The sequence below is a fragment of the Agromyces rhizosphaerae genome (assembly GCF_027925245.1).
GTDB lineage: Bacteria > Actinomycetota > Actinomycetes > Actinomycetales > Microbacteriaceae > Agromyces > Agromyces rhizosphaerae.
Window position 1 is genome coordinate 731,424 of the sequence record NZ_BSDP01000001.1, and the last position, 12,864, is coordinate 744,287.

At 70.4% G+C, this 12,864-nt stretch carries 12 protein-coding genes; 6 read left to right on the forward strand and 6 right to left on the reverse strand.

All coding sequences use genetic code 11. The features are described from left to right. On the reverse strand, positions 1-645 hold the full coding sequence (locus tag QMG39_RS03470) for a TetR/AcrR family transcriptional regulator (RefSeq protein ID WP_281882450.1): 645 nt from the start codon (positions 643-645) through the stop codon (positions 1-3). Between the two features lie 185 nt (positions 646-830). Here QMG39_RS03470 and QMG39_RS03475 point away from each other — a divergent pair, with 185 nt between their 5' ends. From QMG39_RS03475 to QMG39_RS03500, 6 genes are all read left to right on the forward strand, one after another. After that, on the forward strand, positions 831-2,498 hold the full coding sequence (locus QMG39_RS03475) for an ABC transporter substrate-binding protein (RefSeq protein ID WP_281882451.1): 1,668 nt from the start codon (positions 831-833) through the stop codon (positions 2,496-2,498). A 79-nt stretch (positions 2,499-2,577) separates the two neighbouring features. Next, positions 2,578-3,402: an ABC transporter ATP-binding protein gene (locus QMG39_RS03480; RefSeq protein ID WP_281882452.1), complete on the forward strand. Its 825-nt coding sequence runs from the start codon at positions 2,578-2,580 to the stop codon at positions 3,400-3,402. Continuing rightward, positions 3,399-4,205, forward strand: a complete 807-nt coding sequence (locus QMG39_RS03485; protein ID WP_281882454.1) for an ABC transporter ATP-binding protein — start codon at positions 3,399-3,401, stop codon at positions 4,203-4,205. Before QMG39_RS03480 ends, QMG39_RS03485 begins: the two co-directional genes overlap by 4 nt. Further along, complete coding sequence (locus QMG39_RS03490; protein WP_281882455.1) at positions 4,202-5,311, forward strand: ABC transporter permease; 1,110 nt, start codon at positions 4,202-4,204, stop codon at positions 5,309-5,311. Before QMG39_RS03485 ends, QMG39_RS03490 begins: the two co-directional genes overlap by 4 nt. A 3-nt stretch (positions 5,312-5,314) precedes the next feature. Continuing rightward, on the forward strand, positions 5,315-6,445 hold the full coding sequence (locus QMG39_RS03495) for an ABC transporter permease (protein WP_281882456.1): 1,131 nt from the start codon (positions 5,315-5,317) through the stop codon (positions 6,443-6,445). Continuing rightward, positions 6,442-8,742, forward strand: coding sequence for an exo-beta-d-1,3/1,6-glucosidase (locus QMG39_RS03500; protein ID WP_281882457.1), 2,301 nt, complete (start codon positions 6,442-6,444; stop codon positions 8,740-8,742). The genes QMG39_RS03495 and QMG39_RS03500 overlap by 4 nt, the downstream gene beginning before the upstream one ends. Positions 8,743-8,935: 193 nt before the next feature. On the opposite strand, the gene QMG39_RS03505 is transcribed toward QMG39_RS03500, so the two are convergent. The 5 genes from QMG39_RS03505 to QMG39_RS03525 all read right to left on the reverse strand — a co-directional run bounded on the left by QMG39_RS03505 (position 8,936) and on the right by QMG39_RS03525 (position 12,864). Next, positions 8,936-9,259, reverse strand: coding sequence for an AzlD domain-containing protein (locus QMG39_RS03505; protein WP_281882458.1), 324 nt, complete (start codon positions 9,257-9,259; stop codon positions 8,936-8,938). Continuing rightward, positions 9,256-9,954, reverse strand: a complete 699-nt coding sequence (locus QMG39_RS03510) for an AzlC family ABC transporter permease (RefSeq protein WP_281882459.1) — start codon at positions 9,952-9,954, stop codon at positions 9,256-9,258. The genes QMG39_RS03505 and QMG39_RS03510 overlap by 4 nt, the downstream gene beginning before the upstream one ends. 264 nt (positions 9,955-10,218) lie before the next feature. Then, on the reverse strand, positions 10,219-10,788 hold the full coding sequence (locus QMG39_RS03515) for a cytochrome b (protein WP_281882460.1): 570 nt from the start codon (positions 10,786-10,788) through the stop codon (positions 10,219-10,221). A gap of 149 nt (positions 10,789-10,937) precedes the next feature. Further along, positions 10,938-11,843 carry a carbohydrate ABC transporter permease gene (locus QMG39_RS03520; protein WP_281882461.1) on the reverse strand — a complete coding sequence of 302 codons (906 nt, stop codon included), beginning with the start codon at positions 11,841-11,843 and terminating at the stop codon, positions 10,938-10,940. A gap of 58 nt (positions 11,844-11,901) precedes the next feature. After that, positions 11,902-12,864: a carbohydrate ABC transporter permease gene (locus tag QMG39_RS03525; RefSeq protein WP_281882462.1), complete on the reverse strand. Its 963-nt coding sequence runs from the start codon at positions 12,862-12,864 to the stop codon at positions 11,902-11,904.

Genomic DNA, 12,864 nt, shown 5'->3' on the forward strand with positions numbered 1-12,864 from the left:
CTAGGCGAGCGGCGAAGCCGCCGGCGACACCACGGAGTCGACGATCGCCTCGATCGCGAACTCGGAGGCGCGGGCGAGGTCGACCGCGTCGGGGTCGAGCAGCCACTGCACCTGGAGGCCGTCCATGACCGCGAGAATCGACGCCGCCGCGAGTTCGATGGAGTCGGACTCGGCCACGCCACGCTCGGCGCAGACCTCGCGGAACGCCTCGGCGACCTGGCCGCGCAGCACCGCGTAGCGCTTGAGGAAGTACTCGCGGCCCGGGTGGTCGTCAGTCACCGACTCGGCCGAGAGCACGACGAAGGCCTGCACGATGCCGGCGCGGTGCGCGTTGATCATCGCGGTGCGCACGAGGTGGCGGAAGAGCTCGATGCCGCCCGGGATGTGCTGCTCCTCGAGGCCCTCGACGTCGGTCGCGTCGCGGTGGTCGAGCACCTCGAGCAGCAGGGCGTCCTTCGAGCCGAAGTGGTGGAGGATGCCGGCGTGGGTCATGCCCACCTGGTCGGCGATCTCCTGCAGCGTGCCGCCGGCGAAGCCCTTGTTGCCGAAGATCTCGATCGCGGCGTCGAGGATGTCGCGACGGCGCGCGAGCGTCGCGGGGCGCGAGCGCGGCTGACGGCGCTGACCGCTCACAGTCTCAGTCATGCAGCACCTCCTCAACAGCGAACACCTGCGTTGGAGAGTCTACGCAGGCACCATCCCGCAGAATGATCTCCGCGGCATTGCAAAACTTACTGACTTGATTGTAAGTTAACTCAGCAATCACCACGACGCCGACGTCGACCCTTCGGGGAGGCCCGGCGCCCTGCCACCACCACGAAGGAGAAGCAATGAGGCTCAGTTCCACCCTCGGCACCCTCGGCGCCATCGGCGCGGTCGCCGCTCTGGCGCTCACCGGCTGCGCCGCGGGCGACACCGACAGCAGCGCCCCGGCAGCGAGCGGCGCGGCCCTCACCATCGCCAAGCCCGACGGCACCATCAGCACGGAGTCGCACAACCCGTTCCTCGGCGACTCGTCGGCCTCGAAGTACGGCTACGCCAAGGTCGTCTTCGAGCCCCTCGCGCTCGTGAACCCCACCGGCGACCTCGGCACCACCCCCTGGCTCGCCGAGTCGGTCGAGTGGAACGACGACTACACGGCCCTCACGGTCGTGCCCCGCGCAGGCGTGAAGTGGAGCGACGGCACCGACTTCACCGGCGACGACATCGTCTTCACGTTCGACATGTACCTGAACGGCACCCTCACCGACACCTCGGGCCTGAACTACGAGGGGGCGACCGTCGACGGCGACGCGATCACCCTCACGTTCGCCGACTCGAAGTACGTCGCGCAGTCGCGCGTGCTGCACACCCCGATCGTGCCCAAGCACATCTGGGAGAACATCGCCGACCCGAACACCGACCCCCTCACCGACGAGGGCGTCGCGGTCGGCACCGGCCCGTACGTGCTCGACAACTGGTCGACCGAGTCGGTCACCCTGACCGCGAACCCCGACTACTGGGGCGGCGACCTGGCTGTGCCCGCGCTCAACTACGTCTCCTACGGCGACAACGCGGCCCTCACCACCGCGCTCGTCTCGGGCGAGGCCGACTGGGCGCAGGCGTTCATTCCGCAGATCGAGGACAGCTACCTGTCGGCCGACGAGGACAACCACTTCCTCGCCTCCCCCACCGCGGGTGCCGGCACGCTGTTCCTGAACCTGCAGACCGAGCCGTTCGACGACCCGGCCCTGCGCAAGGCGCTCGCCTACACGATCGACCGCCAGGCCTACGTCGACATCGCCCGTGAGGGTGCGAGCACGCCGATCTGGAGCGTCACCGGCCTCAGCGGCCTGCTCGAGTCCGAGATCCTGCCCGAGTACGCCGGCGAGGAGTACTCGGTCGACGTCGACACGGCCCGCGGCATCCTCGAGGACGCCGGCTACAGCTGGGACGACGAGCGGCTGATCGACCCCGACGGCGACGCCGTGTCGTTCTCCATCTCGGTTCCGGCCGGCTGGAGCGACTGGAACACCGAGCAGGCGCTCATCGCCGAGGAGCTCGACGCCGCCCTCGGCATCGAGGTCAACGTCGACCAGCCCGACTGGGGCGGCTGGGACGCCGCTCGCCAGGAGGGCACCTTCCAGGCGATCATCCACTGGCTCGAGGACACGGGCAACGCCTACGGCCTGTACACCTCGACGATGGACCCGAAGTGGATCGTCGACGACCGTGCGCAGTTCAACTTCGGCCGCTTCGACGACCCGGCGGTCACCGAGGCGCTGAACACCTACGCGAACGCCTCGTCCGACGAGGACCGCCAGGCGGCGCTCGAGGTCATGCAGACCGCGTTCGTCGAGAACGTGCCGGCCATCCCCCTCGGCTCGCACCCGCTGCTCGGCGAGTACAACACCCGCAACTACGTCGGCTGGCCGGAGGAGGGCAACCTGTACGCCTCGGCCGACCCGACGCAGCCGGGCATCGTGCAGATCCTGACGGAGCTCCAGCCCGCGGGCTGATCCCCCTGGAGGGCGGGGCGGATGCCACCTGCATCCGCCCCGCCCACCTGTCAGGCATCACGAAAGGAACCCGATTTCGATGACCGACACCCTGCTGTCCGTGCGCGACTTCTCGGTCGTGTACGACGTCGACCCGCCCGTCCAGGCGGTGCGCGACGTCAGCCTCGACTTGAAGCGCGGTGAGATCCTCGGTCTCGCCGGTGAGAGCGGATGCGGCAAGACGACGCTCGCCTACGGGGTGCAGCGCCTGCTCAAGGCACCCGCCGTCATCACGAACGGCCGGGTCGTCTTCCACGACGCCTCGGGCGAGGACATCGACGTCAACGCCCTCGACGCCGACGAGATGCGCCGGTTCCGCTGGGACAAGGTCTCGATGGTCTTCCAGGGCGCGATGAACTCGCTCAACCCGGTCGCGACCATCGGCGCGCAGCTCGACGACGTGTTCGAGGTGCACCGCCCGGGCATGTCGAAGGGCGAGCGCCGCGCGGCCGTCGTCGAGCTGCTCGAGATCGTCAAGGTCGGCGCGCAGCGCTACCGCTCCTACCCGCACGAGCTCTCGGGCGGCATGCGCCAGCGCGTCATGATCGCCATGGCGCTCGCCCTGCGCCCGCAGCTCATGGTCATGGACGAGCCGACCACCGCACTCGACGTGCTCGTGCAGCGCGAGATCCTCAAGCAGATCTCGGCGCTCCGCCACGAGTTCGGCTTCTCGGTCGTGTTCATCACGCACGACCTCCCCCTGCTGCTCGAGATCAGCGACCGCATCGCCATCATGCGCGACGGCCGCATCGTCGAGCTCGCCACCGCCGAGCGCATCTGGAACGACCCCCAGGACGCCTACACGAAGACCCTGCTCGAGTCGTTCCCACGGCTCACCGGGGAGAAGGGGATGGTGCTGCGATGACCACCCTCGAGTTCGATTCCGTCACCAAGGTCTACTCGGTGCGCGGCGCCGGCCACATCACCGCCCTCGACGAGGTCAGCTTCACGCTCGAGTCGGGCCAGACGATCGGCCTGGTCGGCCAGTCCGGCAGCGGCAAGTCCACGATCGCGAAGATCCTCACCCAGCTCGAGACCCCCACGAGCGGCGAGGTGCGCCTCGACGGCGCCGCCATCCCGCGGCGCGGCAAGGGCCTGCGCGCCTACCGCCAGCAGCTGCGCATGGTCTTCCAGGACCCGTTCGCCTCGCTCAACCCGTACCACTCGATCCGGTACCACATCCAGCGCCCGCTGCGGCTCGACACGGTCGTGCCGAAGGCGCAGGAGGATGCCGAGGTGCGCCGCCTCCTCGACCGTGTGCGCCTCGACGCCGACAGCGTGATCGACCGCCGCCCGCACGAGCTCTCCGGCGGCCAGCGGCAGCGCGTCGCCATCGCCCGCGCGCTCGCCTCGCGCCCGAAGCTCCTCGTCGCCGACGAGCCCGTGTCGATGCTCGACGTCTCGATCCGCCTCGGCGTGCTCAACCTGCTCGCCGACCTGCAGCGCGAGGAGGGCCTCGGCGTGCTCTACATCACGCACGACCTGGCCACGGCCCGCCACTTCAGCGACGAGATCCTCGTGCTGAACCAGGGGCGCGTGGTCGAGCGCGGCCCCGCCGACGACGTCATCCTCCGCCCGCAGGACCCGTACACCCAGGCCCTGCGCGCGGCCTCCCCCGACCCCGACCACTTCTTCGCGACGACCGGCCACCACGGAGGTGCAGCATGACCGCGGTCCAGCCCCCGCATCCGACCGATGCAGAGAACCGAGCGGATGCCCCTGCCGGCACGCCCGACGCCGTCGAGGCCGGCACCACCAGCCACCGCGTGACGAAGGGCCGGTCGCGCGTGCCCTGGCGCTTCCTCGGCGGCCGCGCCGTGTTCTACGCCTTCACCCTGTGGGCCGCGATCACGATCAACTTCTTCCTGCCCCGCATGATGAAGGGCGACGCGGTCACTCAGTACCTCTCGCGCAACCGCAACGTGAGCCCCGAGGCGGCCGACGCGCTGCGATCGCTGCTCGGCCTCGACACCGACAAGAGCCTCTGGCAGCAGTACCTCGACTACTGGGGCCTGCTGCTGCGCGGCGACCTCGGCGTCTCGCTGCTGCACGGCCTGCGCCCGGTGACCGAGGTCATCAGCCAGTCGCTGCCGTGGACCATCGGCCTGGTCGGCTTCGCCACGATCATCTCGTTCGCGATCGGCACCATCGGCGGCGCGATCGTCGGCTGGCGGCGCGGCAGCCGCCTCGACGCGCTCGTGCCGATCACCACGTTCCTCAGCACGATCCCCTACTTCTGGCTCGGGCTGCTCGCGATCGCCGTGTTCTCGGTGAACCTCGGCTGGTTCCCGATCGGCAAGGCGTACGGCGTCGGCATGAGCCCCGAGTGGAGTCCCGAGTTCATCGGCCAGGTGATCCACCACGGCACCCTGCCCGCGGTGACGATCATCATCGCCTCGCTCGGCGGCTGGATGCTCGGCATGCGCAACATGATGCTCACCGTGCTCGACGAGGACTACGTCATGGTCGCCGAGGCGAAGGGCATGCCGAGCAACCGGGTGCTCTGGCGGTACGCCGCCCGCAATGCCGTGCTCCCCCAGATCCAGAGCTTCGCGCTGTCGATCGGCTTCATCGTCGGCGGCACGATCGTGATGGAGATGGTCTTCAGCTACCCGGGCGTCGGGAAGCTGCTGCTGGATGCCACCAATGCGAAGGACTACGCGCTCATGCAGGGCGTCTTCCTGGTGATCACCCTGTCGGTGCTGCTCGCGAACCTGCTCGCCGACGTCGCCTACGCATTCCTCGACCCGCGCACCCGCCAGACGGAGGGCTGATCCATGGACACCATCGTGAACGAGCGAGCCAGGAAGCGCCCGGCGGGCGTGCCGGCGACGGCGACGATCCGCACCAGCGAGGCATCCGCCCCCACTCCGGAACGGCCAGGCTTCGGCGCGAAGCTCGGCTCGGCCTTCGCCATGTTCCGCAACGGCAAGTCGATCGCGGGCCTGTCGATCCTCGGGTTCTTCGTGCTCGTGGCGATCTTCGCCGACGTGCTCGCGCCCTACTCGCCGACCGCGCTCGACAACACCGCGCGCTTCCAGCCGCCGTCGGCCGAGCACTGGCTCGGCACCACCCACATCGGCGAGGACGTGCTGAGCCAGGTCATCCACGGCACCCGCGGCGTGATCGTCGTCGGCTTCCTCGCCGCGATCATCGCGACGCTCATCGCGATCGTCGTCGGCGTGGTCTCGGGGTACGTGCGCGGCTGGCGCAGCGAGAGCCTGTCGGCGCTGACGAACGTGTTCCTCGTGATTCCCGGCCTGCCGCTCATCATCATCGTCGCCTCGATGTTCGAGGACCCGCCGCTCGTGGTCATCGCCGGCGTGCTCGGCCTCATCGGCTGGGCGTGGGGCGCGCGCGTGCTGCGCGCGCAGACGATGTCGCTGCGCAACCGCGACTTCATCCAGGCCGCGCGCGCCAACGGCGAGCCGCTGCGCCGCATCATCACGATCGAGATGCTGCCGAACCTCATGGCGCTCATCGCCGCGAGCTTCGTCGGCACCGTGACCGCCGCGATCCTCGCGCTCACGACGCTGTCGTACATCGGCGTGATCCCGGTGACGACCTACAACTGGGGCACGATCCTCAACTGGGCGAGCGCGCAGGGCGCGTTCCGCCAGAACCAGTGGTGGTGGTACCTGCCCCCGGGCCTCTGCATCGCCGCCATCGGCGTCGCCCTGTCGCTCATCAACTTCGGCATCGACGAGTACGTGAACCCCCGGCTGCGGTCGGCGGGCGAGCGCGCCCGCGCGATGAAGAAGAAGGGCATGAGCGTGAACGACACCGTGACCGCGGTGCGGTCGGTGCCCACCACCGAGCCCGCGGCGGCCGACGCGTCCACCACCACGGCGGCCGCCGCGCCCCAGACCACCCAGACCACCTCCTCCAAGACCGGAGCCACCACGTGACCACGGCCGACATCGCCACCCCCGTCTACCTCGACCCGAGGCATCCGGTCGCCGACCGCATCGCCGACCTGCTCTCACGCATGACCGTGGAGGAGAAGGTCGGGCAGATGCTGCAGCTCGACGCCCGCGACGACGTCGAGGAGCAGGTGCTGCGCCAGCACGTCGGGTCGATCCTGCACGCCTCGCCCGAGCGCATCGCCCTCGCGCACGAGCTCGTCGCGCAGACGCGCCTGCGCATCCCGCTGCTCGTCGGCGAGGACTGCATCCACGGCCACTCGTTCTTCGAGGGCGCGACGATCTACCCGACGCAGCTCGGCATGGCCGCCTCGTGGGACGCCGACCTGCTCGAGCGCGTCGCGCGCGCCACGGCCGAGGAGGTCGCCCCGACCGGAGTGCACTGGACGTTCTCGCCCGTGCTCTGCATCGCCCGCGACCTGCGCTGGGGCCGCGTGAACGAGACCTTCGGCGAGGACCCGTTCCTCATCGGCGAGCTCGCCTCGGCCATGGTGCGCGGCTACCAGGGCGACGGGCCGGGCGACGAGTCCGCGATCCTCGCGACCGCGAAGCACTTCGCCGGGTACTCCGAGACGCAGGGCGGGCGGGATGCCTCCGAGGCCGACCTCTCCCCCCGCAAGCTCCGCTCCTGGTTCCTGCCGCCGTTCGAGCGCGTGGCGAAGGAGGGCTGCCGCACCTTCATGCTCGGCTACCAGACCACCGACGGCGTGCCGATCACGATCAACGACTGGCTGCTGAACGACGTGCTGCGCGGAGAGTGGGGCTACACCGGCACCCTCATCACCGACTGGGACAACGTCGGCCGCATGGTCTGGGAGCAGCGCGTGCAGCCCGACCACATGCACGCCGCCGCGGCCGCCGTGAAGGCCGGCAACGACATGATCATGACCACCCCCGGGTTCTTCCGCGGGGCGCTCGAGGCGATCGAGCGGGGCATGCTCGCCGAGTCGGACCTCGACCGGGCGGTCTCGCGCATCCTGCTGCTGAAGTTCGAGTTCGGCCTGTTCGAGGACCCGCGCCGGCCGGATGCGGAGCGCATCGCCGAGTCGGTCGGGAGTGCCGCGCACGCGTCGCTCAACCTCGAGGCCGCACGCCGGTCGCTCGTGCTGCTGCGCAACGACGGGCTGCTGCCGCTCCTCGACGGTCGGGCGGCGGATGCCTCTGGGCGCGCGCTCCCCGAGGGCACGCCGCGCCGGGTCGCCGTCATCGGCCCGCTCGCCGACGACGCGCAGACGCAGCTCGGCGACTGGGCGGGCAACTCCGGCCAGGCCGACTGGCTGCCCGAGGGGCATCCGCGTGCCATGATCACGACCGTGGTCGACGGACTGCGCGACACGGTGCCCGCCGACTGGGCCGTGGAGCACGCCGAGGGCGCCCGCATCCTCACCCTCGAGGAGGACCCCGCCGGCGCGTTCTTCCCCGACGGCCAGCCGCGACCGCAGATCGTCGTGCCCTGCGAGCCGGATGCCGCGCTCATCGCGGAGGCCGCGGCCGCCGCGTCCCGCGCCGACGTCGCCGTCGTGGTCGTGGGCGACCGCATCGAGCTCGTCGGCGAGGGCCGCTCGACCGCGACGCTCGAGCTCGTGGGCGACCAGGTCGCGCTGCTCGACGCGGTCGCCGCGACCGGCACGCCGTTCGTGGTCGTGCTGCTCGCGTCGAAGCCGCTCGTGCTGCCGCCGTCGGCCGACCGCGCGTCGGCGCTCCTCTGGGCCGCCAACCCGGGCATGCAGGGCGGGCGCGCGATCGCGGAGGTGCTGCTCGGGCTCGTCGAGCCGAGCGGGCGCCTGCCCATCTCGTTCGCCGAGCACGCCGGGCAGCAGCCGACGTACTACAACCAGATCCGCGGCCAGCACGGCAACCGCTACGCCGACCTGACGCAGCGCCCCGCGCACGCGTTCGGCGAAGGGCTCACGTACACCACGGTCTCGTACGACGAGCTGCGCGTGCGCGACGCCGAGCTGGGGCCCGACGGGGTGGTGCGGGCGACCGTTCGCGTGACCAACACGGGCGCCCGGCCGGCGCGCGAGGTCGTGCAGGCGTACGTGCGCGACGAGGTCACCTCGGTGAGCTGGGCCGACCGCGAGCTGAAGGCGTTCCGCCTCGTCGACCTCGAGCCGGGCGAGTCGCGGGTCGTGTCGATCGAGGTGCCCGTCGCCGCCTGCACGCTGGTCGACGCGCGCGGCAACCGCATCGTCGAGCCCGGCGCCTTCGAGCTCCTCGTGGGCCCGTCCTCCCGCGACGAGGTGCTGCTGGCCGCCCCGTTCACCGTCGTGGCCTCGTAGCTCGCGCGCCCCGAGGCATCCGCCCGCCCTGGGTGCCCGAGACCCGTCAATAACCTGCGCCTCACGCACTGAGAGCGCAGGTTCTTGACGGGTCTCGCACCGCGCGGGCCCGCTCGAAGTCCAGACCCGTCAAAAGGCTGCGCCTCACGCGCTGGGAGCGCAGGAATTTGACGGGTCTCGGCGGCGCTGCGGGTCAGGAGACGAACGACAGGCCGAAGAGGATCAGCCACCAGAGGCCGAGGCCCGCGATGAGAGCGACGGCCATCTGCTGGGTCTTGCCCCAGACGAGCCAGGTCGCCGCGGCGGCGATGAGCGCGGGCAGGGTCTCGGTGAGCGAGATCTCGCCGCGCGGGGCGACGAGCGCCGGGGCGGCGATCGCCGCGAGCACGGCCGGGGCGACGTGCGGCAGGTAGCGCTCGAGCAGGGCCGGGGGCTTCGCCTCCTTGCCGACGAGGAACGCCGCGCGCATCGCGTACGTGCCGAGGCCGACGACGACGAGGGTGAGGAAGTCGGTCATGCTGCCTGCATCCGTTCAGTCATGGCTCCCGCGATCATGCCCACGATCGCCGCAGCGATGAGGCCGAGCCCGAGCGGCAGCGGTGCGGCGATGATCGCGACGATGCCCGCCGTCGCCGCCGAGACGTAGGCCGGCCGGCCCTTGAGCGTCGGGAGCAGCAGGAGGAGGAAGGTGAGCGGCGCCGCGAGCTCGAGCGGCAGCGATTCGGGCAGCACCGCGCCGAGCAGCACGCCGGCTCCGGTGAGGATCATCCACCCGGCCCAGGTCGCGAATGACATCGCGAAGTAGTAGCGCAGGCGCGCCGTCGAATCCTCGGCCTTGCCCTCGTAGCGCGCGATCGCGAGCGCGTACATCGGGTCGGCGAGGAAGTACGCGCCGCCCGCACGTGTGCCGCGGCTCCAGTCGCGCCAGTACGGCGCCAGCGACGCGCTGTAGAGCAGGTGCCGCGAGTTCACGACGAGGGCGGTGAGCACCACGATGACCGGCGCCGCGCCCTCCGACAGCAGCTGCACCGACACGAGTTGCGAGGCGCCGGCGACGATGAGCGGCGACGACGTCCACGCCACGAACGGGTCGACGTTCAGTGACGCGAGCGTCGCCCCGAGCGCGAGTCCGAACGGGATGTACGCGATCACCACGGTCAGCGCGTCGCGCACCCCGTCGCTCACGGGGCGCACGCGAGGCAGGTCGGTCACGGTCGGCCTCCCCCTGATCGCGCTCTCGGAGCGACATCCTCCCACCCCGGGCGCGCCCCGCGCGAGTGCCAATCCGCGCTACGCGGTTCGTCGGCGCGCCGCACCGAGTACGTAGAGTGCGTGAACGCGCCTCGCGATTCCGCAGTTCGCGTACTCCGTCATCGCGGGCGGCGGTCGTGCCGCTCTCCGAGTGCGCAATGTGCGTGAATGCGCCTCGCGATTCCGCACTCTGCGTACTCGGTGGAGAGACAGAGTGCGGATGCCTCAGAGCATCCGCCGCAGGAAGCGGTCGCGATCGACGAACTGGTGCTTCAGCACGAAGCCGACGTGCAGCGCGATCGCGACGAGCAGCAGCACCTGCGACGCGACGTGCACGCCGACGAGCAGGTCGTCCTCGATGAGGTCGAGCGGCGCCTCCCACTCCGCGCGGTCGGCGACCTCGAAGTCCTCGCCCGACAGCAGCACGAGCGCGAGCCCGCTCGACGGCATGACGATGAGCAGCAGGTAGAGCGCGCGCTCGGTCCACGACGCGAAGCGGCGGCCCGCGGCCGAGAGCGTCTCGGGCCACGGCGGCAGCGTGACGATGCGCCGCCACATGTACCGGATGAGCGTGAGCGCCAGGATGCTGCATCCGATCGCGACATGCACCGGCAGCAGCAGGTCCTCGTCGCCGTCGTACGCCTCCTCGATCCACGGCTCGAGCAGCCCCTCGGCGCCGGCCATCGCGTACCCCACCGCGTACTGCGCGACGAGCGCGAGCACGGTCAGCCAGTGCAGCACGCGCGCGACGACCCCGTGCCGGGGCGCACGTGCGGGGCGCGCGTCGCTGGCCATGCCCCATCCCACCACGTCCACGCCGACCGAATACGCAAAGTGCGTGAATGCGCGCTGGGTTTCCCCAGTTTGCGTACTCGGTGCGGGCGGGCGCGGGCGGCGGGCGGCGGGCAGCGAGGGGGCGGATGCCGCGAGGCATCCGCCCGCCCTCAGCCCTTCAGGCCGGTCTGGGCGAGGCCCTCGACGAACTGCTTCTGCGCGAAGACGAACACAATCAGCACGGGCAGCGCGGTGAGGGTCGCCGCGGCGAGCTGGATGTTCCACATCTCGCCGCCGTAGGCGTCGGTGTAGCGGGTGAGCGCCTGCGGCAGCGTGAACAGCTCGGGCGTCTGCAGGTAGACCGTCGGCTCGAGGTAGAGGTTCCACACGTTCAGGAACGTGAAGATCGCGACCGCGGCGAGCGCCGAGCGGCTGAGCGGCAGCGCGATGCTCCAGTAGATGCGCCAGCGCCCGAGCCCGTCGATGCGTCCGGCCTCCTCGAGCTCGACCGGCAGGGTGATGAAGTACTGCCGCATGATGAAGGTCGCGAGCACGCTCGGCGCGCCGAACGTCGTGACCAGGATCAGCGGCCAGTGGGTGTCGATCATGCCCCACGAGTTGAACAGCTGGAACAGCGGCACGATCGTGACCTCGCTCGGGATGAGCAGGCCCGTCAGCACCACCACGAACAGCAGGTCCTGCCCGGGGAAGCGAATGCGGGCGAACGCGTACCCCGCCATCGAGGAGAAGAGCATGGTGCCGAGCGTCACCAGCACGGCGATGTACATCGAGTTCCAGTACTGCAGCGCGAACGGCTGCTCGGTGAACGCGCCGACGTACCCCTCGAGCGTCGGGTTCGAGGGCCAGAGCTCCGGCGGGAACGCGAAGATCTCGCTGATCGGCTTCAGCGACGAGGTGAACATCCACCAGGTCGGGAAGACGAACGGCACGGCGAGCAGGCTCAGGGCGCCGTAGAAGAGCACCTTGCGCCACGGGCTGCCGACCGGGCGTCGACGACCGACCGTGCGGCCGGCACGGGCGTCGGCGGATGCCTCGGGCGGAACGGTCACGGCCACGGTGTCATCCGCGCCGGCGTCATTGCGTGCGCCCGTCGGGGCGGTGCGCAGTCGGGACTCAGTTCTCATAGAAGACCCACCTCTTGCGCAGCTGCCACTGCGCGATGGTCAGCACCAGCACGATGCCGAAGAGCAGGATGGCCAGCGTCGACCCGTACCCGAAGTGGTGGAAGTCGAACGCCTGCTGCACCAGGTAGTAGACGAGCACGGTCGTGGAGATGCCCGGCCCGCCCTGCGTGAGCACGGCGATCTGGGCGAAGACCTGCAGCGAGCCCACGATCGTGATGATCGAGGTGAGCAGGATGGTCGGCGAGATGAGGGGCACGGTGATGCGCCAGAAGAGCTGGCGATCGGATGCCCCGTCCATGCGCGCGGCCTCTTGCACCTCCTGCGGCACGCCCTGGAGGGCGGCGAGGAAGAGCACCATGTTGAGGCCGACGTTCTTGAAGACCTGCACGACGATGACCGACGCCATGGCGGTCGGGCCCTCGCGCAGCCAGTTCGGGCCGTCGATGCCGACGAGCTGGAGGATGCCGTTGATGCCGCCGTTGTCCTGCAGCAGGAACGACCACACGATGGTCCACGCCACGAGCGAGACGACGACCGGCGAGAAGAACACGGTGCGGAAGAACGTCATGCCGCGCACCTTGCGGTTGAGCAGCACCGCCAGCAGCAGGGCGAGCGCCAGGTTGAAGACGACCAGGCCGATCGAGAAGACCGCGGTGGCCTGCATGACGGGGGCGAGCTTGGGGTCGGTGACGAGCTTCTCGAAGTTCTCGAGCCCGACCCAGCGGAACGTGCCGGCGAGCACGTTCCACTCGTGGAACGAGTACCAGACGATGAGGCCGAGCGGCAGCAGCACGAACAGCGTGATGCCCAGCACCTGCGGGGCGACGAACAGGTAGCCCGTGAGCTGGTCGCGCCGCGCGTACGACGGCACGAACCGTCGTCTCGGCGGGGTGGGGGCGGCCCCGGGCCGGGCGTGAGCCCGACCCGGAGTCACCGTGGTGGCGTCGGCCAT

Bases quoted from the DNA above. Each gene is read 5' to 3' on its own strand.
- QMG39_RS03505 (WP_281882458.1), bottom strand. From the start codon at position 9,259: ATGACCGACTTCCTCACCCTCGTCGTCGTCGGCCTCGGCACGTACGCG.
- QMG39_RS03475 (WP_281882451.1), top strand. From the start codon at position 831: ATGAGGCTCAGTTCCACCCTCGGCACCCTCGGCGCCATCGGCGCGGTC.
- QMG39_RS03515 (WP_281882460.1), bottom strand. From the start codon at position 10,788: ATGGCCAGCGACGCGCGCCCCGCACGTGCGCCCCGGCACGGGGTCGTC.
- QMG39_RS03470 (WP_281882450.1), bottom strand. From the start codon at position 645: ATGACTGAGACTGTGAGCGGTCAGCGCCGTCAGCCGCGCTCGCGCCCC.
- QMG39_RS03525 (WP_281882462.1), bottom strand. From the start codon at position 12,864: ATGGCCGACGCCACCACGGTGACTCCGGGTCGGGCTCACGCCCGGCCC.
- QMG39_RS03495 (WP_281882456.1), top strand. From the start codon at position 5,315: ATGGACACCATCGTGAACGAGCGAGCCAGGAAGCGCCCGGCGGGCGTG.
- QMG39_RS03480 (WP_281882452.1), top strand. From the start codon at position 2,578: ATGACCGACACCCTGCTGTCCGTGCGCGACTTCTCGGTCGTGTACGAC.
- QMG39_RS03485 (WP_281882454.1), top strand. From the start codon at position 3,399: ATGACCACCCTCGAGTTCGATTCCGTCACCAAGGTCTACTCGGTGCGC.
- QMG39_RS03490 (WP_281882455.1), top strand. From the start codon at position 4,202: ATGACCGCGGTCCAGCCCCCGCATCCGACCGATGCAGAGAACCGAGCG.